General features: G+C 69.4%; 22 protein-coding genes. 16 read left to right on the forward strand and 6 right to left on the reverse strand.

Annotated features, from left to right (window positions below; translation table 11 throughout):
* Window positions 1-36 precede the first annotated feature (36 nt).
* The 3 genes from BLT25_RS00275 to BLT25_RS00285 all read left to right on the forward strand — a co-directional run bounded on the left by BLT25_RS00275 (window position 37) and on the right by BLT25_RS00285 (window position 2,271).
* Entirely contained in the window at window positions 37-510 is a 474-nt protein-coding gene (locus tag BLT25_RS00275; RefSeq protein ID WP_091040831.1) for an RDD family protein, read from the forward strand.
* Between the two features lie 64 nt (window positions 511-574).
* Complete coding sequence (locus BLT25_RS00280; RefSeq protein WP_091040833.1) at window positions 575-1,357, forward strand: SCO4651 family lipoprotein; 783 nt, start codon at window positions 575-577, stop codon at window positions 1,355-1,357.
* 74 nt (window positions 1,358-1,431) lie between these two features.
* Window positions 1,432-2,271: a class I SAM-dependent methyltransferase gene (locus tag BLT25_RS00285; protein WP_091040834.1), complete on the forward strand. Its 840-nt coding sequence runs from the start codon at window positions 1,432-1,434 to the stop codon at window positions 2,269-2,271.
* Between the two features lie 3 nt (window positions 2,272-2,274).
* On the opposite strand, the gene BLT25_RS00290 is transcribed toward BLT25_RS00285, so the two are convergent.
* From BLT25_RS00290 to lipB, 3 genes are all read right to left on the reverse strand, one after another.
* Window positions 2,275-2,985: a DUF4191 domain-containing protein gene (locus BLT25_RS00290; protein ID WP_091040836.1), complete on the reverse strand. Its 711-nt coding sequence runs from the start codon at window positions 2,983-2,985 to the stop codon at window positions 2,275-2,277.
* A gap of 30 nt (window positions 2,986-3,015) precedes the next feature.
* Window positions 3,016-3,960 carry a lipoyl synthase gene (gene lipA, locus BLT25_RS00295; protein ID WP_091040837.1) on the reverse strand — a complete coding sequence of 315 codons (945 nt, stop codon included), beginning with the start codon at window positions 3,958-3,960 and terminating at the stop codon, window positions 3,016-3,018.
* A gap of 82 nt (window positions 3,961-4,042) precedes the next feature.
* Window positions 4,043-4,780 (reverse strand): lipoyl(octanoyl) transferase LipB, encoded by a 738-nt coding sequence (gene lipB / locus BLT25_RS00300; protein WP_091040839.1) that lies wholly within the window; start codon window positions 4,778-4,780, stop codon window positions 4,043-4,045.
* A 142-nt stretch (window positions 4,781-4,922) separates the two neighbouring features.
* Here lipB and BLT25_RS00305 point away from each other — a divergent pair, with 142 nt between their 5' ends.
* Window positions 4,923-5,669, forward strand: coding sequence for a DUF6612 family protein (locus BLT25_RS00305; RefSeq protein WP_091040841.1), 747 nt, complete (start codon window positions 4,923-4,925; stop codon window positions 5,667-5,669).
* Window positions 5,670-5,735: 66 nt separating this feature from the next.
* Here the strand turns inward: BLT25_RS00305 and sucB are convergent, their stop codons facing one another.
* Both sucB and BLT25_RS00315 read right to left on the reverse strand, forming a co-directional pair.
* Window positions 5,736-7,517, reverse strand: coding sequence for a 2-oxoglutarate dehydrogenase, E2 component, dihydrolipoamide succinyltransferase (gene sucB, locus BLT25_RS00310; RefSeq protein ID WP_091040843.1), 1,782 nt, complete (start codon window positions 7,515-7,517; stop codon window positions 5,736-5,738).
* A gap of 228 nt (window positions 7,518-7,745) precedes the next feature.
* Window positions 7,746-9,281 (reverse strand): leucyl aminopeptidase, encoded by a 1,536-nt coding sequence (locus BLT25_RS00315; RefSeq protein ID WP_091040845.1) that lies wholly within the window; start codon window positions 9,279-9,281, stop codon window positions 7,746-7,748.
* Between the two features lie 77 nt (window positions 9,282-9,358).
* Between BLT25_RS00315 and gcvT the strand changes: the two genes are divergently transcribed.
* The 10 genes from gcvT (at window position 9,359) to BLT25_RS00365 (ending at window position 18,451) form a co-directional block, all read left to right on the forward strand.
* On the forward strand, window positions 9,359-10,501 hold the full coding sequence (gene gcvT / locus BLT25_RS00320) for a glycine cleavage system aminomethyltransferase GcvT (protein WP_091040847.1): 1,143 nt from the start codon (window positions 9,359-9,361) through the stop codon (window positions 10,499-10,501).
* The gene (locus BLT25_RS00325) at window positions 10,501-10,758 is read left to right on the forward strand and encodes a hypothetical protein (protein WP_176883497.1); all 258 of its coding nucleotides are present in this window, start codon (window positions 10,501-10,503) and stop codon (window positions 10,756-10,758) included. The genes gcvT and BLT25_RS00325 overlap by 1 nt, the downstream gene beginning before the upstream one ends.
* Window positions 10,759-10,923: 165 nt before the next feature.
* Window positions 10,924-11,913 (forward strand): DUF559 domain-containing protein, encoded by a 990-nt coding sequence (locus tag BLT25_RS00330; RefSeq protein ID WP_176883499.1) that lies wholly within the window; start codon window positions 10,924-10,926, stop codon window positions 11,911-11,913.
* 44 nt (window positions 11,914-11,957) lie between these two features.
* Window positions 11,958-12,788 carry a PhzF family phenazine biosynthesis protein gene (locus BLT25_RS00335; RefSeq protein ID WP_256328379.1) on the forward strand — a complete coding sequence of 277 codons (831 nt, stop codon included), beginning with the start codon at window positions 11,958-11,960 and terminating at the stop codon, window positions 12,786-12,788.
* Window positions 12,789-12,802: 14 nt separating this feature from the next.
* The gene (locus BLT25_RS00340) at window positions 12,803-13,597 is read left to right on the forward strand and encodes a thymidylate synthase (RefSeq protein ID WP_091040851.1); all 795 of its coding nucleotides are present in this window, start codon (window positions 12,803-12,805) and stop codon (window positions 13,595-13,597) included.
* A 22-nt stretch (window positions 13,598-13,619) separates the two neighbouring features.
* On the forward strand, window positions 13,620-14,105 hold the full coding sequence (locus BLT25_RS00345; protein WP_091040853.1) for a dihydrofolate reductase: 486 nt from the start codon (window positions 13,620-13,622) through the stop codon (window positions 14,103-14,105).
* Window positions 14,106-14,264: 159 nt separating this feature from the next.
* Window positions 14,265-14,885: a hypothetical protein gene (locus BLT25_RS00350; protein ID WP_143033605.1), complete on the forward strand. Its 621-nt coding sequence runs from the start codon at window positions 14,265-14,267 to the stop codon at window positions 14,883-14,885.
* 26 nt (window positions 14,886-14,911) lie between these two features.
* A complete protein-coding gene (locus tag BLT25_RS00355) occupies window positions 14,912-15,850 on the forward strand; it encodes an LLM class F420-dependent oxidoreductase (protein WP_091040856.1) in 939 nt (312 codons plus the stop codon).
* Between the two features lie 16 nt (window positions 15,851-15,866).
* Window positions 15,867-16,754, forward strand: coding sequence for a 4-hydroxy-tetrahydrodipicolinate synthase (gene dapA / locus BLT25_RS00360; RefSeq protein WP_091040857.1), 888 nt, complete (start codon window positions 15,867-15,869; stop codon window positions 16,752-16,754).
* A gap of 11 nt (window positions 16,755-16,765) precedes the next feature.
* Window positions 16,766-18,451 (forward strand): ribonuclease J, encoded by a 1,686-nt coding sequence (locus BLT25_RS00365; protein ID WP_091040859.1) that lies wholly within the window; start codon window positions 16,766-16,768, stop codon window positions 18,449-18,451.
* Between the two features lie 96 nt (window positions 18,452-18,547).
* Here BLT25_RS00365 and BLT25_RS00370 read toward each other — a convergent pair whose 3' ends face one another.
* Window positions 18,548-19,204 carry a lysoplasmalogenase gene (locus tag BLT25_RS00370; protein WP_091040861.1) on the reverse strand — a complete coding sequence of 219 codons (657 nt, stop codon included), beginning with the start codon at window positions 19,202-19,204 and terminating at the stop codon, window positions 18,548-18,550.
* Between the two features lie 76 nt (window positions 19,205-19,280).
* Between BLT25_RS00370 and BLT25_RS00375 the strand changes: the two genes are divergently transcribed.
* Window positions 19,281-21,968 carry a DNA translocase FtsK gene (locus BLT25_RS00375; protein WP_176883501.1) on the forward strand — a complete coding sequence of 896 codons (2,688 nt, stop codon included), beginning with the start codon at window positions 19,281-19,283 and terminating at the stop codon, window positions 21,966-21,968.
* Complete coding sequence (locus tag BLT25_RS00380; protein ID WP_091040862.1) at window positions 21,965-23,899, forward strand: helix-turn-helix domain-containing protein; 1,935 nt, start codon at window positions 21,965-21,967, stop codon at window positions 23,897-23,899. The genes BLT25_RS00375 and BLT25_RS00380 overlap by 4 nt, the downstream gene beginning before the upstream one ends.
* Window positions 23,900-24,104 lie beyond the last annotated feature (205 nt).

Raw genomic sequence — 24,104 nt, forward strand, 5'->3', positions numbered from 1 at the left:
TCACGCTTCAAGACGTTGCCGCCTACGCTTACCGACGTGACCAGTTCCGCCACTCCTGCGACACCCACTCTGCCTTACGAGACCGCCAGCTGGGGGAGAAGGGTGCTGGCGCTCTTCATCGACTGGCTCGCGTCGTCGCTGGTGGCGTCGGTCTTCCTCGGCGTACGGGCGATGCCGTTCGGGTCGCTCCTCGCCGGTGTCGACCCACGGCCGAGCGACAACCTGTGGATCCTGGTCGTCTTCATCGTGCAGACGGCGGTCTTCACCACGCTCGGTGGAGGCTCGTTCGGCAAGCTCGTCACGCGACTGCGTACGGTGCGAGTGTCCCCGGGGGAGCCGGACGTACGCCCGCTCGATCCGCTGCGGAGCATCGCCCGTCAGATCCTGGTCGTCCTCGTCATTCCGCCGCTGGTCTTCCGCCCTGATCGGCGCGGGCTGCACGATCTGGCGGCCGGCACCGCGACTGTCACCCTTCAGACCTATCGACACGTGTTTCGCCGAGTGAGTTGATAGGCGTCCAGAGGTAGGTTGGACCGGTCAGCCGCAGGCAGCGGCAAACACGAAGGGAAGCTCAATGACGCTCAACCGTACTCTCGGGCCACGTGGCCTCTGGCGCCGCGCTGCTGTCGCAGGCGTGCTGGCCGTATCGCTCTCGGGCCTGGTGGCCTGCGGCGGCGGTGGTGGGGCCGGCGGCGCCAGCGAGGGTGACTCGGTCTCGGCCGAGGAGATGACCGAGGTGATGAAGAAGGCGACCGACATCGACACCGCCCACTTCACCACGAAGATGGAGGCGAAGGCGTCGGGTCAGACGGTCTCGATGACCGGCGAGGGCGACATCCAGAAGGAGCCGCCGGCGCAGCACTCCACCATGAAGATGAGCGGTGGCTCGATGAACATGGATCTGGAGACGATCCTTGTCGACGAGAAGATCTACATCAAGGGCATGATGGGCGACTCGTGGGTGACCGCGAGCACCGACGATCTCGCCAAGATGGGCGGGACCAGCCTGGAGTCGATGAGCAACCCGCTCGCGTTCTTCGACGGTATGGAGGAGTCGATCAAGTCCTCCAAGTTCGAGGGCGAGGAGACGGTGGACGGCACCGAGACCAAGCACTACAGCTTCACCGTCGACTCCGCCGGGCTCGCCAAGAGTCTCGGTGCCGACAGCACCAGCGGTATGCCCAAGACGATCGACCAGGACATCTGGGTCGACGGCGACGGCCTGCTCCGCAAGGCCGAGGTCGGCATGGGCGAGATGGGCACCGTCGAGATGGTGCTCTCCAAGCACGGCGAGGACGTGACCATCGAGGCGCCGCCGGCGGACCAGGTCACCGACATGCCGAGCATGGCCGGCTGATAGCCAGTTCGTACGCAGCAGGGCCGGTCCCCGAACGGGGACCGGCCCTGTGTCGTTCGTGGCACTGTGGTCGCATGACTCTCGACGCCGAAAGCACCCGCCAGATCGAGGCCAACCGAGCCAACTGGGACGCCCGGACACCCGTCCACGTCGCCAGTGCGTTCTACGGCATCGACGGGTCCCGGCCGGCCGAGTCGTGGTTCGCCGACTACGAGTGGAGCGATCTCGGCGACCTCGCCGGCCGCGAGGTCGTGCATCTGCAGTGTCATCTCGGCACCGAGACGGTGGCGTTCGCGCAGCGGGGTGCAGTGACGTACGGACTGGACATCTCGGCCGAGGCGGTGGCCGCGGCGCGCCGGATCGCCGCCGAGCGCGGGCTGGCCGTCGACTACCACGAGGCCGACGTCCACGACGCCGTCGAGGTCTTGGGCGCCGGCCGGTTCGACGTCGTCTACACCGGCAAGGGCGCGGTCTGCTACCTACCCGACATCGACCTGTGGGCGCGGATCGTCCACGATCTGCTCAAGCCCGGCGGGTTCCTCTACCTGGCCGAGTTCCACCCGCTCCTCGACGCTCTGGGCGAGGTGCCGGAGCCGGGGCGCGAGGACTCCCTCGAGCTGCACCACGACTACCTCTCGGGCCGGGGCGCGATCGCGAAGGACTCGACCCACACCTACACCGACGGCCCGGCGCTGGGCAGCGCCACGACGGCGTACGAATGGCGCCACGGGGTCGGCGAGGTCGTCACCGCGCTCGCGGGGGCAGGCCTGCGGGTCGAGGTCGTCCGCGAGGACGAGCGGCTGCCGTGGCCCCGCTTCCCGTCGATGGTGGCGGGGGAGGACGGCTGGTTCAGGCTGCCCGAGCAGGCGCCCCGGATCCCGTTGCTCTACGCGATCCGGGCGCGCCGGCGGTAACCGTCAGCGGCCACGCAGGTTGCCGCGCATGCCCTTCATCGAGGTCGGGACGGGGCCCTTCGGGATCGGCATGGCGCCGCGGGTGGCGTCGACGGCCTTGAGGCGGTTGAGGATGTCGGTGATCTCGGGACCGGCGACCTTGCGGCCGATCTTGGTGACGTGCTTGGTCAGCTGCGGCAGCGGCACCTCGTCCTCACCGTTGCCGGCGACGATGGTGGTGATCGGCACGTCGGCCAGCACCCGGGCGTGGGTGCGCTTCGTGCTGGCCAGTAGCGAGCGGACCTTGCTCGGGCTGTTGCCCTCACCGACGAGGACGACTCCCGGAGGGCCGACCACGCGGTGCACGAGGGTCTGGCTGCGCGGCTCGACGCCCACGGCCTGGGTGACGGTCCAGCCTCGGCGGAGCATGGTCAGGGCGGCGTACCCGCCACCGATCTGGCCCTCGAGCCGGGAGTACATCACCTTCTGCGCGCGCCGCGAGAAGACCACCATCGCGGCGAGAAGGCCTGCCAGGAGGGCGCCGACGATCGTGAAGATCCAGGAGAAGATGCCCTCGCCGGGAAGGAACCAGAAGATCACGCCGGCGACCGCGGCGACGACCACGAAGATCGAGCCGAGGATGAGGCCGATCTTGGGGTCTGACTGCTTGGTGAGCTTGTAGGTCTCCACCATCTGCTGGCGGCGACTCATGCTGCTCGGGTCGGTCTGGGACATCTTCCTCTTTCAGTTCTCGTACGCAGGGACTCAGGCCACGGAGGAGGCGTCTCGCGCCTCGATCGCCTGACGGTACAGCCGACCGGCGCGGTAGGACGAACGAACGAGCGGTCCGGACATGACTCCGGAGAAGCCGATCTCCTCGGCCTCGGCCTGGAGCTCGATGAACTCCTCGGGCTTGACCCAGCGCTCGACGGGGTGGTGACGCACGCTCGGGCGCAGGTACTGCGTGATCGTGATCAGCTCACAGCCGGCTGCGTGCAGGTCGCGCAGCGCCTCGGAGACCTCTTCACGGGTCTCGCCCATACCGAGGATCAGGTTGGACTTGGTGACCAGGCCGAAGTCGCGGGCCTGGGTGATCACATCGAGGCTGCGCTCGTAGCGGAACGCGGGCCGGATCCGCTTGAAGATCCGCGGGACGGTCTCGACGTTGTGGGCGAGCACCTCGGGGCGGGACTCGAAGACCTCCTGGAGGAGCTCCGGGATGCCGTTGAAGTCGGGGATGAGGTTCTCGACGCCGGTCTCGGGGTTGAGCTCGTGGATCTGCTTGACCGTCTCGGCGTAGAGCCAGGCCCCGCCGTCGGCGAGGTCGTCACGGGCGACGCCGGTGATCGTGGCGTACTTCAGGCCCATGGTCTGCACGGACTCGGCCACGCGGCGCGGCTCGTCGCGGTCGAGGTCGGTAGGCTTGCCGGTGTCGATCTGGCAGAAGTCGCAGCGCCGGGTGCACTGGTCGCCGCCGATGAGGAAGGTGGCCTCGCGGTCCTCCCAGCACTCGAAGATGTTGGGGCAGCCGGCCTCCTGGCACACCGTGTGCAGGCCCTCGGACTTCACCAGCGCGGTGAGCTCCTTGTATTCGGGCCCCATCTTCGCTTTGGTCTTGATCCACTCCGGTTTGCGTTCGATCGGAGTCTGCGCGTTGCGGACCTCGAGACGGAGGAGCTTGCGACCTTCTGGGGCAGGAGCTTGAGTCACCCCACAAGGGTACGCCGCGTGGTGGTGGAACCTCGAAGGCAGGCGGCTACTGGTCGGTCACACCGATCGTCGCCGCCGCCGCTCAGCCCAGGCTGGGGGAGAGCAGCGGAACCCGCGGAGTCTTCGCGGGGTCGGGCTTCGCCTCGAGGCTCGGGCCCTGCTCGTAGTCGCGCCAGGAGAGCATCTCCGCGATCTGCGCGTGGAGCACCGGCATCGCCTCGGCGTTGCCGATCTGCCGCCCGGCCTCGATCGAGAGGGTGGTGACCCCGGCGTCGGAGATACCGCACGGCACGAACCGCTCGTACCAGCCCAGGTCGACGTCGCAGTTGAGCGCGATGCCGTGCATGGTCACGTGCTGGCTGACCCGCAGCCCGATCGCCCCCACCTTGCGCTCCAGGCGGCGTACGCCGTCGGGGGTCTCGCCCGCGGGCAGCCACACGCCGCTGCGGCCCGGGACGCGGTAGGCGGTGACGCCGAACGCGGCACAGGTGCGGATCATCGCCTGCTCCAGGCGGCGTACGAAGTCGACGACCTTGACCTTCTCCGGCAGCCGGACGATCGGGTAGGCGACGATCTGGCCGGGGCCGTGGAAGGTCACCTCACCGCCGCGGTCGACGTCGATCACCGGCGCGCCGCCGGGATCCGCCGGCCGGTCCTCCGGCTTCGTACGCTTCCCCGCGGTGTAGGTCGGCGGGTGCTCGAGCAGCAGCACGGTGTCGGGCTCTTCGCGGTCCACGACGCGCTGGTGGATCTGCTTCTGCAGCTCCCAGGCGTCCAGGTAGTCGATCGTCCCGACCTCAACGAAGCGCAGCTCAGTCACACCCGCGATCGTACGCCGGGGCGGATAACGGTTTGGCGACAACCCCGCGAGGGTAAAGAGACTGTGCGCAGAATGCGCGTGCTTCGGCTGGCCGCGCTCGGGAGCGATCGGTCATCGGATCAGTCTTGAAAGGCACACAGACGTGCGTACCACCCAGAACCGGCGCCGCCTCGCGGCGGCCGTCCTCGCCCTGACCGCGACCTGCACAGTTGCGGCGTGCGGTGGGACCGGCAGCGACGCGAAGGACGCGGATTCCGCGGCCGATGCCGCACCTTCGATCGAGCCCGGCACGACGCTGTCGGCGTCAGAGGCCACGAAGGTCGTGAAAGCGGCCGCCGAGTCCATGTCGACGGTCCATGTCGAGATGGAGATCAACGCCGTCGAGGAGGGCGAGAAGATCGCCGGCACCGGCGAAGGCGACTTCCAGCAGGACCCGATGGCCTTCCACGTGAAGGGCGAGATCCGCGGTGCCGACGAACCGAGCGCGGTCGAGTTCGTCATCCTCGACAACACCACGTACGCCAGCATGGACGGCGAGTGGGTGATGGGCGGATTCGCCAGCGTGATGTCCGCGATGATGCCGGCGCCCAACCTCTTCCTGGACTCCGTCACCCATGCGATCTCTGCCGACACCACGACGTACGTCGGGCAGGAGGCGATCGACGGTGTCGACACCGCCCACTACACGTTCGCCGCGGGTGAGTCGGACTTCGGTGCGGAGGGCTCGACGGTCGATGTCAACGTCGACTCCGAGGGTCGGCTCGTGCGGATGAGGATGAACGGCGGCGACGCCGGGGAGATCGTCTTCGACCTGTCCGCTCACGGCGAGCCGGTGACCATCGCGAAGCCGAGCGGCAAGATCACCGACATGTCCGACATGGAGATGTAGCCGTCACCCGGTGAGATGACGAGCGGCGCGGCCCCGTGGGGACCGCGCCGCTCGCTGCTTACCGGCTCAGAGCTCGAACTGAGCTGCCTCGAGGCGCTTCTTGACGTCCTGGAGGAAGCGGCCGGCGTCGGCGCCGTCGACCAGGCGGTGGTCGTAGGTCAGCGCGACGTTGACCATGTAGCGCACCGCGATCGTCTCGCCGAGGTCCGGGTCGTCGATGACGACCGGACGCTTCACGACAGCACCCGGTCCGAGGATGGCGACCTGCGGCTGGTTGATGATCGGGGTGTCGAAGAGCGCACCGAACGAACCCAGGTTGGTGATCGTGAAGGTGCCGCCGGAGAGCTCGTCCGGGGTGATCTTGTTGTTGCGCGTGCGGTCGGCCACGTCGGCGATCTTCTTCGCGATGCCGGCGATCGAGAGGTCGCCCGCGTCCTTGACGACGGGGGTGAGCAGACCCTTCTCGGTGTCGACGGCGAAGGCGATGTTCTCGCGGTCGTAGTAGGTGACCGTGCCGGCCTCGATGTCGATCCCGGCGTTGAGCTTCGGGTGCACCTTGAGCGCGTCGATCGCGGCCTTGGCGAAGAACGGCAGGTACGTCAGCTTGACGCCCTCACGCTGCAGGAACCCGGCCTTGTTGGCCTCACGGAGGCGGGCGATGTTGGTGACATCGACCTCCATGACCTGGGTCAGCTGCGCCGCGGTGTGCAGCGACTCGGTCATCCGCTCGGCGATCACCTTGCGCAGACGCGAGATCTTCTCGGTGGTGCCACGCAGCGGCGACGGGGCCGCGGGGGCGGCGGACGCGGCCGGAGCGGCCGAGGCCGCCGGAGCTGCGGCAGCCGGGGCAGCGGCCGGAGCCGACTTCGCGGCCGCCGCCTGGAGGATGTCCTCCTTGCGGATGCGGCCGCCGACGCCCGAACCCTCGACGGTGTCGAGGTCGACGTTGTGCTGCGCCGCGAGCTTGCGTACGAGCGGGGTCACGTAGCCGCCGGGCTGGATGGCCGGGGAACCGTCGGTGGACGGCGCGGCGTGAGCCGGGGCGGCAGGAGCCGCAGCCGCAGGAGCCGCAGCGGCAGGAGCCGGAGCAGCGGGCGCAGCCGGAGCAGCGGGCGCAGCCGGAGCAGCAGGAGCGGCGGCGGCCGGAGCGGGCTCGGGCTCGGGAGTGGGCTCCGGGGCCGGGGCGGCGGGCGCGGGCTCGGCGGCCGGGGCGGCGCCGGCGTCACCGACGAGCGCCAGCACGGCGCCGACCTCGACGGTCTCGTCCTCGGCGACCTTGATCTCGAGCAGGGTGCCGGCGACCGGCGAGGGGATCTCGGTGTCGACCTTGTCGGTGGAGACCTCGAGCAGCGCGTCGTCGACGGCGACCGTGTCGCCGACCTGCTTGAGCCAGCGGGTGACGGTGCCCTCGGTGACCGACTCGCCCAGCGCGGGGAGAGCGACCTCGGTGGCGTTGCCGCCGGCAGCGGGCGCCGCAGCGGCAGGCGCGGCGGGAGCCTCGGGCTCGGCAGGAGCGGCCGGGGCCTCGGGCTCGGCAGCCGGAGCGGCAGCCTCGGGCTCGGCAGCGGGCGCGGCGGGCTCCGCCGGAGCGGCTTCGGCGCCGGCCTCGTCGGCAGCGCCGATGACGGCGAGCAGGCCACCGACCTCGACGGTGTCGTCCTCGGCAGCCTTGATCTCGAGCACGGTGCCCGCGACCGGCGAGGGGATCTCGGTGTCGACCTTGTCGGTGGAGACCTCCAGCAGGGCCTCGTCGACCGCAACCGTGTCGCCGACCTGCTTGAGCCAGCGGGTGACGGTGCCCTCGGTGACGGACTCGCCGAGTGCCGGGAGAGTTACTTCGGTGGCCATGAGTTCCTTCGTTCTACGTCTGTTCGTTGCTCTACTTGTATGTCCGGACACGCGCGCCACCACACCGAGCCCGAGGGCTCGACGAGGAGACTCCGTGAGAAGAGAGGCGCATCGGTCTGGGCCGACACCTGCCCGACGCACTCATGATGCCGCCGGAGGGGCGGCCAAGGGCGTCGATCACGTGGCCCATCTTGTCACTACCCTCGCAGCGCTGTGTCAACCGGACCACTACTGATCGGTAGCCATCTCGCGTACGTAGTCCACCAGTGTTGCCACCGCCACACCCGTGCCTCCGGGAGTGAGATGGCCCGAGGCGCCCCCACTGTTGAAGGAGGGTCCGGCGATGTCGAGATGGGCCCAGGGGAGACCGCCGGTGAACTCGCGCAGGAAGGCGGCCGCGTACAGCCCACCGCCCCAGCGGATCCAGTCGTGCTGGTTGAGGTCGGCCACCTTGGAGGAACGGATTCGCTCGTCCATCCATTCCGGGATGGGCATCGGCCACATCTGCTCGCCGGCGACGTCGGCGGCGGCGAGGACGCGGTCGACGACATCCTCGGAGCCGAGTACGCCGCTGACCCGGTCACCCAGCGCCATCACCATGTGACCGGTGAGCGTGGCGACGTCGATGATCAGGTCCGGCGACACCTCGGTGGCGCGCACCAGAGCGTCGGCGAGGACCATCCGCCCCTCCGCGTCCATGTTGGAGACCTCGACGGTCGTGCCGCCGTAGTGGGTGACCACGTCGCCGGGCCGGTAGGACGAGCCGGAGACCATGTTCTCCGCCATCGGTACGAACGCGGAGACCTTCACCGGCAGCCCGAGGCGGGCGATCGCGAAGGTCGCCTGGGCCACCGCGGCCGCCCCGGCCATGTCCGACTTCATGGTGGACATCGAGCTGCCCGGCTTGATCGTGAGGCCGCCGGAGTCGAAGGTGATGCCCTTGCCGACCAGCGCGATGTGGCCGCGCGCGTCTTCGGGGGAGTAGGTGAGCTCGACCAGGCGCGGCGCGGCCGCCGAGCCCATGCCCACCGCGAGGATGCCGCCGCAGCCGAGCTCGGCGAGCTGCTCCTCGTCGTAGACGGTCGCCTCGACGCCCTCGACCAGCCCGGCCACGTGCGCGATGGCGTCGGCGAACGCCGGGGGAGTCAGGTCGGCCGGCGGGACGTTGACCCACTCGCGGGTGCCGGCGACCGCCTGGGCGAGGATCTGCGCCTCCTCGAAGGCGGTGATCGCGTCCGTACGTCGCGCGATCGCGCTCAGGATCGCGACATCGCTCGGTCCGTTGCCCTCGGACTTGGCTGCGCCCGACTTGTAGGTCGTGTAGGTGTAGCCGCCGAGGAGATAGCCCTCGGTGACGGCCCGCACCAGATCGGGGGTGTCGGCCGGCAGGGAGACGGCGACGGAGGTGGCGTTGGGCACCGAGCGGGCAGCGGCGCCGGCGGCGCGGCGTACGGCATCGGTCGAGTACGTCCCGTCCGCACCCTGCCCGGAAGACGAGCGGGGCCCGAGCCCGACCAGCACGAGGAGCTGGGCGCCGATCTCGTCCCCGGCAGGCAGACGGGTGACCTCGCCGGCCTTGCCGCTGACGCCGAGCGTGGCGAGCATCCCCCGCCACCGGCGCCCGTAGGCGGCCTTGACGTCCTCTGCGCCGGCGGGCACCTCGACATCCTTCGCGCCCTGTCCGATGCCGACGACGACCGCCTCGGCACGGGTCTTGGCGGGGGAGGCGGTACGCAGCGTGTAGGTGATGTCAGGCAGGGTCACGCCGTGCAGTCTAGGTGTGGCGCGCCCGGAGGGGGCGCGGACCGGGGAGTGTCGGCCTGGTGCGATAAGTTCGCGGTATGGCTGAAGAGACCTCCACGGGGGGCGGGTCGGAGCTGCTCCAGTCCCCTCTGCACGAAAACCACGTCGGGCTCGGCGCGAAGTTCGGTGAGTTCGGCGGCTGGTCGATGCCGCTGGAGTACTCCGGAGTCGTCAAGGAGCACACGGCGGTCCGTGAGGCGGTCGGCGTCTTCGATGTCAGCCACCTGGGCAAGGTCATGATCAGCGGGCCGGGTGCGGCCGACTTCGTCAACGCGTCCTTCACCAACGACCTCCACCGGATCAAGCCCGGCAAGGCCCAGTACACGCTGTGCTGCGACGAGGCGTCCGGCGGCATCGTCGACGACCTGATCGCCTACTACCGCGACGACGAGCACGTCCTGATCGTCCCCAACGCCGCCAACACCCCCGAGGTCGTACGCCGGCTCCAGGAGGCCGCGCCCGAGGAGATCAATCTCGTCGACCACCACCGCGACTACGCGGTGCTCGCCGTCCAGGGGCCGAAGTCGGACGAGCTGCTCGAGGCGGTCGGGCTGCCGGCCGGTCACGAATACATGTCCTTCGTGGAGGCAGCCGCTCCCGACGTACTCGGTGACGAGATCGGCGTCGTCGTGTGCCGCTCCGGCTACTCGGGTGAGCGCGGCTACGAGCTGATCGTCGCCAACGAGGCCGCGGGCGCGCTCTGGGACGCGCTGCTGTCCCGGGGGGAGGAGCTGGGCGCGGTCCCGTGCGGCCTCGGCGCCCGCGACACGCTGCGTACGGAGATGGGCTACCCGCTCCACGGCCAGGACATCGCCCTCGACGTCACCCCCAACGAGGCCGGCCTCGGCTGGGCCGTCGGCTGGAAGAAGGACGCCTTCTGGGGCCGCGACAAGCTGGTCGCCGAGAAGGAGGCTGGCCCGAAGCGCGCCCTGCGCGGCATCGTCGCCGTCGGCCGCGGCATCCCACGCCCCCACATGACCGCCTCCCTGACCGCCGACGTGCCGGTCGGCGAGGTCACCTCCGGCACCTTCTCGCCCACGCTGAAGAAGGGTGTCGGCCTCGTGCTCGTCTCGACGACGGTCAACCCCGAGGCCGAGATCGGCATCGACGTACGCGGCCGCCGCGAGATCTTCCAGCTCACCAAGCCGCCCTTCGTCCCTTCGCACGTGCGGGAGGGCTGATGAGCATCCCTGACGTTCCTTCGGTGTTCAAGCAGCCGTCGGCGGCCGACCGGCCGTGGTGGTGGCAGCTCGTCGACGCCTCGGGTGCCGAGGTGTCGGTCGACGGCGACCTCGCCGGCCAGCGCTTCGCCAACCAGAGCGACGCCGAGTCGTGGGTGGGCGAGGTCTGGCAGGACCTGCTGGACGCGGGCGTGGCCGCGGTGGTGCTCTTCGAGCACGACCGGCAGGTCTACGGCCCGATGAAGCTCACCGCCTGACGCACATCGACGACCTGGCCCCTCAAGGGTCGAGGTGGTGGTCTCTTCGCTGGATGCGACCACCACCTTGACCCTTGAGGGGCATTGTCGATGGTGTCCGGACCGTCACGGTGGCGCCTGTGGATAACTTCTGCAGGATTTGCGGGATTGTCCGATTCTGTCGGTGTGAACGCATCAGCTGGTTCCGAGCCGGTCCCTGGCGTCGACAAGTCCGCCGGGGTGCCGTTCGACCCGTTGCATCCGTTCACTCGAAAGCAGGGGCTGGCGGCGGGAATCACTCCGAACCGGCTCCGTGGGCCGGGGTTCGTACGCCTGCACACGGGTGTCTTCGCGGCGGCGGACGTCGCGTTGACCCCGCTGATTCGCGCCGAAGCGGCGCTGATGACCTACGCCGACAGCGCCTTCGCCAGCCACGCCACCGCGGCCCGCATCGCGGGGCTTCCGCTGCCGGTGCTGCCGGGTGAGCACGTCACGGTGTTGGCACAGAAGGACCGTCACCGGCTCGCCGGGGTCGTATGTCATTGCGCGCCGAGGGCGGAGGTCAGGACCGTGAATGGTGTGCGGGTCTCGTTGATCGAGCAGAACTTCGTCGAGCTCGCCACGCTGCTCACGCTGGTCGACCTCGTCGTGGTCGGTGACCATCTGGTGCGGAAGAACCCCGGCGGGCTCGGTCGTCTTCAGCGTTACTGCGCGAAAGCCGCGGGCCCGGGGGCGGTGGCCGCACGTCGCGCACTGGCCTACGTACGTACCGGCGTCGACTCGCCGATGGAGACCCGGCTGCGAATGCTGATCGTCCTCGCCGGTCTCCCCGAGCCGTTGGTCAATCAGCTGGTCGGTGAGGAGAGCGAGCTCGACTTCCGCAAGTACGACATGTGCTGGCCGGCGATCAAGCTGATCGTCGAGTACGACGGCCGGCAGCACGTCGAGCGCCAGGAGCAGTGGGAGTCCGACATCGACCGCCGGGAGAAGATCGACGACGACGGCTGGCGCATCCTCGTCTTCATCGCCAAGGACGTCTACAACACCCCGGGCAATACCTTGAACCGAATCCACCGCCAACTGCTGGCAAGGCGTCTCCCCGGCGTACCGACTCAACTGTCCCCGCAATGGCAGATGCACTTCCCCGGCCGCCCCGCCCCTCAGGGGGCGATGTGATGGTTGCCGATCGGCGCCGACGCACGCCGAGTAGCCTCGGGGCCGTGAGCAGCTTCGAGTTCCGCCAGGTCGATGTCTTCACCAACGAGCCGCTGCTGGGCAACCCGGTCGCCGTCGTACACGGGGCAGACGGCCTCACCGACGAGCAGATGGCCGCCTTCGCGAGGTGGACGAACCTGTCCGAGACCACGTTCCTGCTGGCGCCGACGGACCCGGCTGCCGACTATCGGCTGCGGATCTTCACGGTCAGCGGTGAGCTGCCGTTCGCGGGCCACCCGACGCTCGGGTCGGCGCATGCCTGGCTCGAGGCCGGCGGTACGCCTCAGGGCACCAACCTGGTGCAGGAGTGCGGCGTCGGTCTGGTGGAGCTGCGCCGTGAGGAGCGGATCGCCTTCGCGGCGCCCGAGCTGATCCATGGCGGCGCGGTCGATGAGGAGACCCTGGTCGCGATCGCGAGGGGCCTGCGGGTCGCCCGGGAGGACATCCAGGACGCGCAGTGGTGCGACAACGGCCCGGGTTGGGTCGGGGTGATGCTCGCCGACGCGGAGGCCGTGCTGGCCGTCACCCCCGACCACGCCGCGCTGGGGGATCACAAGGTCGGCCTGGTCGGCCGCTACCCCGAGGGCAGCGAGTGCGCCGTCGAGGTCCGGGCGTTCTTCCCGGCCGACGGTGTCGCCTTCGAGGACCCGGTCACGGGGTCGCTCAACGCGGCGCTGGGGCAGTGGCTGGCGGGGTCGCGGCTCCCGGAGGCGTACGTCGCCTCGCAGGGTACCGTCATGAGGCGGCGCGGCCGGGTGCACATCGAGAGGGCCGGCGGCCAGGTGTGGGTGGGCGGAGACACACTGACCACCATCCATGGGACGGCGGAGCTCTGACCTAGGCTGGGGCCGTGCAGTCCTACCTCGATCTGTTGACCCGCATCCTCGACGAGGGCGTAGAGAAGTCCGACCGCACCGGGACGGGCACGCTCAGCGTCTTCGGTCACCAGACCCGCTACGACCTGGCCGAGGGCTTCCCGCTGCTGACCACGAAGAAGGTCCACACCCGGTCGGTCTTCGGTGAGCTGCTCTGGTTCCTGCGCGGCGACACCAACGTGCGCTGGCTCCAGGAGCGCGGCATCACGATCTGGGACGAGTGGGCCGACGAGAACGGCGACCTGGGGCCGGTCTACGGCTACCAGTGGCGCTCCTGGCCGACTCCGGACGGTCGTCACGTCGACCAGATCGCCCGGATCATCGACCAGATCAAGCAGGACCCCGACAGCCGCCGCCACGTCATCAGCGCCTGGAACCCGGCCGACATCGACGACATGGCGCTGCCGCCGTGCCACACGCTGTGCCAGTTCTACGTCGCCGACGGCAAGCTGAGCCTGCAGCTCTACCAGCGCTCCGCCGACGTGTTCCTGGGGGTGCCGTTCAACATCGCCTCCTACGCCCTGCTCACCCACATGGTCGCCCATGTGACCGGCCTCGAGCCGGGTGAGTTCGTGCACACCCTCGGCGACGCCCACCTCTACAGCAACCACCTCGAGCAGGCCCGCCTCCAGCTCACCCGTGACCCGCGGCCGCTGCCGAGGCTGCGGCTCAACCCGGAGGTCAAGGACATCGACGCCTTCGAGCTCGAGGACATCACGGTGGAGGGCTACGACCCGCATCCCGTCATCAAGGCTCCCATTGCCGTCTGAGACCGGTCCACGGCGCATCGTCATGGTCGCCGCCGTGGCCGACAACGGAGTCATCGGCAACGGCCCCGACATCCCCTGGAAGATCCCCGGTGAGCAGGCCGAGTTCAAGGCGATCACGATGGGTCACACGCTCGTCATGGGACGCACCACCTTCGAGTCCATCGGCCGCCCCCTCCCCGGCCGCACGACCGTCGTCCTCACCACCGACAAGGACTGGTCGTACGACGGGGTCCTCGTCGCCCACGACATCGACTCCGCCCTCACCTTGGCCGCGGCGGAGCAGGGCGACACGATCATCGCCGGCGGCGCGCAGGTCTACGAAGCAGCGATGCCGTACGCCACCGAGCAGGTCATCACCCGCGTCCATCTGACTCCGGAGGGCGACGTTGTCTACCCCGGCTTCGACGAGGCGGAGTGGGTCGAGACGGCGCGTGAACCGCATGAGGCGTACGACCGGGTGTTCCTCCGTCGCGTCGAGGCCCCAGCCCCGTCCACCGCCTCTACCTGACCGACGGCAGGACAGGGATCACGCCCGGTATGACTGAGGATCCGAGCTTGTGAATGATTCACAAGCTCGGATCCTCAGTCATACCGCCGGATGGTTCGACTGCCGTGGGTGAGAGCGGGCGGCGGTCAGATTGTCGGTGCTCGTACGTATGTTCGGTATATGTGGATAACTACGACGGAAGCCGTGCTCCGGCTCGCCGACGTGCACGTGTTGGGCGAAGCCCAGGCGAAGCGGGTGCTGCGCGCGGGGCTGGCCGGGCCGCGCCACCGGGTCGGGTCGGCGTACTTCTATGAGAACGAACGGTTCGAGGAACTCCTCGCGCGGCCGAGGTGCAGTGACGAGGCGCTCGATCGGTGGCGGCCGTTCATCGCTCGGGTCGGGCGGCAGCGACCGCTCGACATGAAGGCGACGTGGGAGGAGCGGGCCGCCGTGATGGCGAGAGGCTGGCATCTGCCGCTGCTGACCGCGTTCCAGATCGACGCCCGGAAGCCACTCCCGCTGGTGGCGACGCTCGGAGCCTGGGCGGTCTTCACTGCCAACCTGGTCGGGCTCAACCGGTCAGACCTGCGGCTCGAGCCACCCGGCGAATGGGAAGCCGACTTCGCCGACACCTGGCTCCCGATCGAGAACGGGCCGACCTGGACGATCTGGGGAGCGCCCGTCACGACATCGCCGCGAGCCGATCCGCTGAGCGTCCACTATCAGGCGCAGGTCGCCGCCGATCGCGAGCGCCGCGAGCTGAGCTCCACAGCCCGCCTTCGCTCCCGAACGCGCGAGTAGGTCTCGACCCCTCTAAGGTAAACCGCATGGAGCTGCGCATCTTCACCGAGCCCCAGCAGGGGGCGTCCTACGCCGACATCCTCGCTGTCGCCCAGAAGGCCGAGGAGCTGGGGTTCGGGGCGTTCTTCCGCTCCGACCACTACCTGAAGATGGGTGAGGTCGACGGGCTGCCCGGACCCAGCGACGCGTGGACGACGCTCGCCGGCCTGGCCCGCGACACGAGCACGATCCGGCTCGGCACGCTGGTCACCTCGGCGACCTTCCGCCTCCCGGGGGTGCTGGCGATCCAGGCCGCCAACGTGGACGACATGTCCGAGGGCCGGGTCGAGCTCGGCCTGGGGGCGGGCTGGTTCGAGCAGGAGCACGAGGCGTATGGGATCCCGTTCCCGGCTCTGGGAGAGCGGTTCGACCGGCTGGAGGAGCAGCTCGAGATCATCACCGGGCTGTGGGCGACCGAGCCGGGGGAGACCTTCGACTTCAACGGGAAGCACTACACGATCAAGGAGAGCCCGGGGCTGCCGAAGCCCGTCCAGACCCGTGGCCACGCCGGCTCGATCCCGGTGATCGTGGGCGGCGGCGGCAAGAAGCGTACGCCGACGCTTGCCGCCACCTTCGCCGACGAGTTCAACGCCGCGTTCGTCTCCGTCGAGGAGTCCCGGGCGCTGTTCGAGAACGTCGAGCGCTTCGTCGAGGCGGCCGGTCGGGACGACTCGATCATCTACTCCGCCGCCCAGGTGCTCTGCGTCGGCCGCGACGAGGACGAGATCGCCGCCCGTGCGCGGGCGATCGGACGCGAGCCCGCCGAGCTTCGTGAGAACGGCCTGGCCGGGACCCCGGACGAGGTGGTCGCCAAGATCAAGCGGTTCGAGGACGTCGGCGCGTCCCGGATCTACCTCCAGGTGCTGGACCTGAGCGATCTCGACCATCTCGCACTCGTAGCCGACGAGGTCATGCCGCGCGTCTGACGATAGTCTGTACGCCATGACTGATGCTCCCTTCGGCACCGTGCTCTCCGCACTCGTCACGATGTTCAACGACGACGGCTCGGTCGACCTGGAGCAGACCCAGAAAGTCGCCAAGCACCTGGTCGATCACGGCCACGACGGCATCGTCGTCTCCGGCACCACCGGCGAATCGCCGACCACCACCCCCGCCGAGGACGGCGAGATCCTGGCCGCGGTCAAGGACGCCGTCGGCGACCGCGCCAAGATCGTGGCCGGCATCGGCACCAACGACACCCGCACCACCGTCGAGCTCGCCAAGCAGGCGGCGTCGATCGGCGCCGACGGCCTGCTGCTGGTGACGCCCTACTACAACAAGCCGGGCGAGCGCGGCATCCGCGAGCACTTCCGCACCGTCGTTGGAGCCACCGACACCCCGGTCATCCTCTACGACGTCCCCGGCCGCACCGGTTCCCCGATCACCCTCGACACCTACCGCGAGGCGATCACCTGGGACACCGTCGTGGCGGTCAAGGAGGCGGCCGGCGACTTCCCGCGCGGCACCAGGCTGCTCGACCTCGGCTACTCGATCTACTCAGGTGACGACGCGCTCACCCTCGCCTGGCTGGCGCACGGCGCCGTCGGCGTGATCAGCGTCGCCGCCCACGTGCTCGGCGACCAGACGCGAACGATGATCGACGCCTTCGCGGCGAGCGACATCGAGACCGCCCGCAAGACTTATGCGCGGATGCTCCCCGCGATCGACGCCATCATGGGCGTCCCGAACTACGGAGCCACCACTGCCAAGGCCGCTCTCGAGCTGACCGGCGTGATCGACAACCGCAACGTACGAGGGCCCCTGGTGGCGCTCGAGGCGGACGAGGTCGAGGCGCTGCGAGCCGGGCTGGAGGCCTCTGGCCTTCTTTAGAAGGAACGCCTTTGTCTCACCCACACCCGGAGCTGACCGAACCCGGCAAGCTCCCCAAGGGCGGCCTGCGGGTCACCCCTCTCGGCGGCCTCGGCGAGGTCGGCCGCAACATGACCGTCTTCGAGTACGACGGCCGGTTGCTGATCGTCGACTGCGGCGTGCTCTTCCCCGAGGAGCAGCAGCCCGGCGTCGACCTGATCCTGCCCGACTTCGGCCCGATCCGTGACCGGCTCGGCGACATCGAGGCGCTGGTCCTGACCCACGGCCACGAGGACCACATCGGGGCAACGCCCTATCTGCTCCGCGAGCGGCAGAACATCCCGCTGGTCGGCTCCGAGCTGACCCTGGCCCTGCTCGGCTCGAAGCTGCGCGAGCACCGCCTGCGCGAGACCGTCCAGCACAAGGTACGCGAGGGCGACACGATCTCCTTCGGGCCCTTCGAGCTCGAGTTCGTCGCCGTCAACCACTCCATCCCGGACGCGCTCGCGGTCGCGATCCGCACCGGCGCCGGGCTCGTGCTGCACACCGGCGACTTCAAGATGGACCAGCTGCCGCTGGACGGCCGGATCACCGACCTGCGCGCGTTCGCCCGGCTCGGCGAGGAGGGTGTGGACCTGTTCCTCACCGACTCCACCAACGCCGAGGTCCCCGGCTTCACGACCGCGGAGAAGAAGATCGCGCCCGCGATCGAGCAGGTCTTCCGCGAGTCCGACCAGCGCATCATCGTGGCCTGCTTCGCCTCCCACGTGCACCGTGTCCAGCAGGTGCTCGACAGTGCGGTCGCGCACGGCCGCAAGGTGGCGTACGTCGGTCGCTCGATGGTCCGCAACATGCAGATCGCCTCCGACCTGGGCTACCTGCACGTGCCCGAGGACGTGATCGTCGACGCCAAGGAGCTCGCCGAGCTGCCGCCGGAGCGCGTCGTCATGGTCTCGACCGGCTCCCAGGGCGAGCCGATGTCGGCGCTGTCGCGGATCGCCAACGGCACCCACAACTTCGTGCACATCGAGCCGGGCGACACCGTCCTGCTCGCGAGCAGCCTGATCCCGGGCAACGAGAACTCGGTCTACCGGGTGATCAACGGTCTCGCTCGCCTCGGCGCCAACGTGGTCCACAAGGGCAACGCCCTGGTGCACGTCTCCGGTCACGCCAGCGCCGGTGAGCTGCTCTACTGCTACAACATCGTCCGCCCGCGCAACGTGATGCCCGTCCACGGCGAGGTGCGCCACCTGCTCGCCAACGGCGACCTGGCCCGCCAGACCGGCGTGGAGAGCGTCGTCTACGCCGAGGACGGCGTGGTCGTCGACCTCATCGACGGCAAGGCCGAGATCGCGGGCAAGGTCGAGTGCGGCTACGTCTTCGTCGACGGCACCACCGTCGGCGACGTCACCGAGTCCGAGCTCAAGGACCGCCGCATCCTGTCCGAGGAGGGCTTCGTCTCGATCATCGTCGTGGTCGACTCGGTCAACGGCACCGTCGCCAGCGGCCCCGAGATCCACGCCCGCGGCCACGTCTGGCCGGACAACGCCTTCGAGCCGATCAAGCAGCCGATCGTCAAGGCGGTCAACCGGGCCATCGCCGAGGGCGCGACCGACACCTACCAGCTGCAGCAGGCCATCCGGCGTACGTTCGGCCGCTGGGTCTCCAGCACCCACCGTCGTCGCCCGATGATCGTGCCGGTCGTCATCGAGGCCTGAGCCTGGTCCTGCGAGCGAAGCTCGCAGGACCAACGCGAAGGGATCGAGCGAGCGCAGCGGGTGAGCTTGCGAACCCGCGAAGCGGGTCGAGATCCACTAGCCGAGCGCCAGCAGCACGCCAGCCGTGATCAGCGCCTGGCCGACGTGGTAGGTCACCATGATCTGCACGTTGGTCAGGCGCGGCGGCGCGTTGCCGTGCTCGGCGAGGTTGAGGCCGATCAGGGTGTCGCTGACGACGAAGATCAGCGCACCCAGGGCGATCCACACGCTCCCGGTCAACCAGCCGAGCACGAGCATGGTGGCGATCACCAGGGAGTACGCAGCCAGGGCCACCGCCATCGGCGCACCGCCCATCTCCCGGGCGCCGCGGAGCACTCGGCGCATCGGGATCGCCAGTACGACCGCGACCGCGATCCCGGCCCAGGACCACCAAGGGGTCTCCAGGCCGAGGGCGAGAAATGTCGCTGCGTAGGCCAGGTGGCCGATGAAGAACAGCCCCACGCCGCCGAGGAATCTTCGCGCCGAGGAACCGATCATCGAGATGTCGCCGAGCATCCCGAAGAAGAGCGCGAAGACCAGCCACCAGGCGGCCGGCTCGCCGTCGCTGACCAGCCCCACCAGCACCATCAGCCCCACCATCACCAGGGGTTTGGTGACGTAGTGGATCCGCCGCCAGCCGAACCACACACAGGTCCAGTCCGCCACGGCATCGGCGGCGGTGAGAACGGCAACGAGGACTACGAGGCTCTGCATGGCGGCAAACTACACCGATGCAACACACCCCCATGGGGTCCCGGAGCCAGGCCGCTCGGTCAAATACCCTGCTTGTATGGCGACCCGTACGTCTTCCCCGCCGGGTTCGCGGAGCTCGACCACCACCAAGAGCACCCGTCCCCGGAGTACGACCACGACAAAGCGAGCAACGGCCACGAGCCGGGCCCGCTCAAAGGCAGCGCCGAACAAAGGCCAGAACAAGCGCCGTCCCGCCGCAAAGCCAGCCAACAAGAGGACAGTCAACCGGAAGACGACGAACCGTACGCCACCTCGCGCCGTACGCAACGGGCCCAGCCCGATCGCGGTTCTCTTCGATGCCATCTTCTCCACCATCGCGAGCCTGTGGCTGGCGATCGCCGGGGGAGTGGCGGCCATCTTCCGTGTGGGTGGCCAGGCCGCCAGCGACCTCGAGCCGGAGCACCGGCGCGACGGTGCCGGCCTGTTCCTGATCGGCCTCTCCGTCCTGGTCGCCGCCGGCGTCTGGTTCCAGCTCGGCGGGCAGTTCTTCGACGTCGTACGTATCGCCGTGGCCGGCGTCGTGGGCAAGGTCGGCTGGCTGGTGCCGGTCGGGCTCGTCGTCGGCGGAGTCCGGCTGATGCGTGACCCGGTCAACGCCGCCCCGGTCGGCCGGCTCGCGATCGGCTGGTCCGCGTTTCTGATGGCCACGCTCGGCATCATCCAGATCGCCAACGGCAACCCGCAGCCCACCTCGGGCGACAGCACCGAGCTGCAGTGGGCCGGCGGTGCGATCGGCTACGTCGTGGCCAGCCTGCTGCTCGACGTCATGCGCTCGACGGCCGTGGTCGTCGTACTCCTGTCCCTTCTCGTCGTCTTCGGGATCCTGGTGATCACCGGGACCCCGCTCTACCAGGTGCCGAGTCGTCTGGTGGAGCTGCGCGACCGCGCGCTCGGCCTGACGCCGCCCGAGGAGATGAGCGAGAGCGGCACCAACATCCGGCGGGTGCGCCGGGGCGGCAGGCTCTTCGCCGACGACGACACCTTCGACCCGGAGGGCTTCGAGCCCTACGAGACGCCGCTCCTCGAGGAGGAGAAGCCGAAGAAGAAGCGCAAGAAGGACGGGCTCGACATCGCGCTCGCCCTCGACGAGGACTCCGACGCCGACACCCAGCCCGACGAGGCAGTGCCCAGCGACGCGGCGGGTCTCATGCCCGCGGTCACCGACACCGCACCGAAGGCCGGCAAGCGGCGCGACCTCGAGCCGCCGCCGCACGCCGAGCTGCCTCAGCGCGTGGAGCAGCTGATGCTCGCCGGCGACGTCGCCTACACGCTGCCGGGCAGCGACCTGCTCAAGCCGGGATCGCCGCACAAGGCTCGTTCCAAGGCCTCCGACGACATCGTCAACCGGCTCCAGGCGGTGCTGGAGGAGTTCAACATCGATGCCGCGGTCACCGGCTACACCCGTGGACCGACGGTCACGCGCTACGTCGTCGAGCTCGGATCGGGTGTGAAGGTCGAGAAGATCACCGGCATCCAGAAGAACATCGCCTACGCGGTGGCCTCCGCGGACGTACGCATCCTCAGCCCGATCCCCGGCAAGTCCGCGGTCGGCGTGGAGATCCCCAACAGTGACAAGGAGATCGTCACCCTCGGCGACGTGCTGCGCTCCAACGCGGCGCGCGGTGACCACCACCCGATGATCACCGGTGTCGGCAAGGACGTCGAGGGCGGCTTCGTGGTCGCCAACCTGGCCAAGATGCCCCACCTGCTGGTCGCGGGTGCGACCGGCTCGGGTAAGTCGTCGTTCATCAACTCGATGATCACGAGCGTCTTGATGCGGGCCACTCCCGACGAGGTGCGGATGATCATGGTCGACCCCAAGCGGGTCGAGCTCAACGCCTACGAGGGCGTGCCGCACCTGATCACGCCGATCATCACCAACCCGAAGAAGGCCGCCGAGGCGCTGGCCTGGGTCGTACGCGAGATGGACATGCGCTACGACGACCTCGCCAACTTCGGCTTCCGTCACGTCGACGACTTCAACAAGGCCGTACGCGCAGGGAAGGTGCAGCTCCCGCCCGACTCCGAGCGGGTCCTGTCGCCCTACCCCTACCTGCTGGTCATCGTCGACGAGCTCGCCGACCTGATGATGGTCGCCCCGCGCGACGTCGAGGACGCGGTCGTACGCATCACCCAGCTCGCCCGTGCCGCCGGCATCCACCTGGTGCTGGCCACGCAGCGGCCCTCGGTCGACGTGGTCACCGGTCTGATCAAGGCCAACGTGCCCTCGCGGCTCGCCTTCGCGACCTCGTCGCTGGCCGACTCGCGCGTCATCCTCGACCAGCCGGGTGCGGAGAAGCTGGTCGGCCAGGGTGACGGGCTGTTCCTGCCGATGGGCTCCTCCAAGCCGATCCGTGTGCAGGGCTCGTGGGTCTCCGAGAGCGAGATCAATGCTGTCGTGAAGTCGGTGAAGGGACAGCTCGAGCCGTCCTACCGCGAGGACGTGACCGCACCGGCCGAGTCCAAGCGGGTGCTCGATGACGACATCGGCGACGACATGGATCTGGTGATCCAGGCGATCGAGCTGATCGTCTCGACCCAGTTCGGCTCGACCTCGATGCTGCAGCGCAAGCTCCGCGTCGGGTTCGCCAAGGCCGGCCGTCTGATGGATATCCTCGAGTCGCGCGGGGTGGTCGGTCCCTCCGAGGGCTCCAAGGCACGCGACGTACTCGTCAAGCCGGACGAGATCGACGGCGTCATCGCAACGATCCAGGGGGAGATGTGAGCGAGAATTCACCGGCGGTCGAGACCGTCGACCCTGCCGAGACCGTCGAGGCCGTCGAGACTCACGATGTCGACGTCGTCGAGGTACGCCGCAACGGCCGCCTCGCGCTGGTGGTGGCGCTCGCGTCGCTGCTGGTCGGCATCGCCTTCGTGATGCGCGGCGGCATCGAGGGCTACCTGGTCGGCCTGATCCTGCTCGTCGTCGCGGCGGTGCAGGGCTGGACGGCCTGGGACTCCCGGATGCCGCTCCTGCTCGTCGACGAGCAGGGCGTACGGCTCCGCTTCGGCCAGACCTGGCAGGGCATCCCGTGGTCGAAGATCGAGTCCGTCGAGCACACCCCTCGCCCGGACGGGATCGAGCGGTTCTGGAAGGACGGCCGCATCGGCGTGCTGCTGCACGACGAGGACGAGGTGCTCGAGGAGCTCTCGCCGACCGCCCGGCGCCAGGCGATGCTGACCGAGCGCCTCTACGGTCTGCCGTTCTCGCTCCCGCTCGGCCTCTCCACCCGCGTCCTGGGCGCCGGTGACGACGTCACCGAGGCCATCGCGATCGTCGCCGCCGACGGCGTCGAGGTCGTCGAGATCGACCCCGGGCTCGACGCGGAGGAGCCGGAGACGGACACCGACGAGAGCGCCGAGGACCACACTGCCGATGCCGCCTCGGACGACGGTGACACCGCGGTCCGCCCGCCCCTCTCCGAGCGGGCCGGAGACACCAACCCCCGGATGCTCCGGGTCTTGGACGAGCCTGATATCAATGCCGCAGACGTGGTGGACGAGGCGGAGCAGGACCAGGTGGACCGGGACACTGAGACGACCGCGCACAGCGCGGAACAGGACGAGACGACCCCGACGACCGACCCCGAGCCTGAGCGCGAAGTGAATCTCGTGGCCGAAGCGAAGACGGAGCCGGTCGCGCCGCTGCGCGAGCCTTCGACGGCGATCCGGGTGGACGTACGCTACGTGCCCGAGGAGCCGCAGGAGACCATCGCCGTCCACGGCGCGAACGCGCTCCAGCTGGACCTTGCGGAGGCCGCCTTCGCCGACGCGGACTTCGCCGAGGCGGATGTCGAGGACACGGACGTCGACGACGAGCCCGAGGGCGTACGTCCGATCGCCGTGCCCGACGAGGGGGTCAAGGCACTCGCCCCGTCGACCGGCTCGCGACACCGCATCGACGACGTCGACGACCAGGAGACCGAGGTGGTCCCGGCTGAGGTCCCGGAGATCGGTGCTGAGATCGCCGCCGCCCGCCGCCGGCTCGCCCTGGACATGGACGGCCTGGCCGAGTGGACGCGGATCCGTCCGCACGTCATCGAGGCGATCGAGGTCGACGACTTCGGCCCCTGTGGCGGCGACTTCTACGCCCGCGGCCACCTGCGCACGCTGGCGCGCGTCCTCGGCATCGAGGTCGCGCCGCTGCTGCGCACCTATGACGAGAAGTACGCCTCCGGCCCGGTCAGCCCGCGCGCCGTCTTCGAGGCCGAGCTCGCCCACAGCGCGGCGATCCGCCCCGTCCGGCGGATGCGTGGTGGCCCGTCCTGGTCGGTCCTGGTCGCCGCGGTGATGGCGGTGATCCTGGTCTGGTCGGTCGCGCGCCTGGTCATCGACGGCACCCAGCACGAGCCCGAGGCCGGAGCGATCCAGCTCGACGGCTCTGCCGGCACCGACAGCCCGTACGGCAAGTCCTCGCCCGTTGCGGTGACCGTCTCCGCCGCCGGTGGCGGTGCCCATGTGGTCGTCCGCGACTCGCGTGGCAAGGTGGTCTTCAGCGGCGACCTCGCCTTCGGCGAGTCCAAGGTGCTCCAGGTCACCCCGCCCCTGCGCGTACAGACCTCCGACGGATCCCTCAAGGTCGCGATCGGCGACGGCAAGGCCAAGGCCCTCGGCAAGACCGGCGAAGCCGCTCAGCGCACCTACACCGCCAACTAGACCCCCTGCGTCAACCGCCGCCGAGTCGGCTCGTCCTGACCACAACCGCCGCCGAGTCGGCTCGTCCTGACCACAACCGCCGCCGAGTCGGCTCGTCCTGACCACAACCGCCGCCGAGTCGGCTCGTCAGAACGAGCCGACTCGGCGCTGATTTCGGTCAGGACGAGCCGACTCGGCGGGTTGGCAAAGAGTTCGGGCGATGGGT

It is taken from the genome of Nocardioides sp. YR527, assembly GCF_900101045.1.
In the GTDB taxonomy this organism is placed as follows: Bacteria; Actinomycetota; Actinomycetes; order Propionibacteriales; family Nocardioidaceae; genus Nocardioides.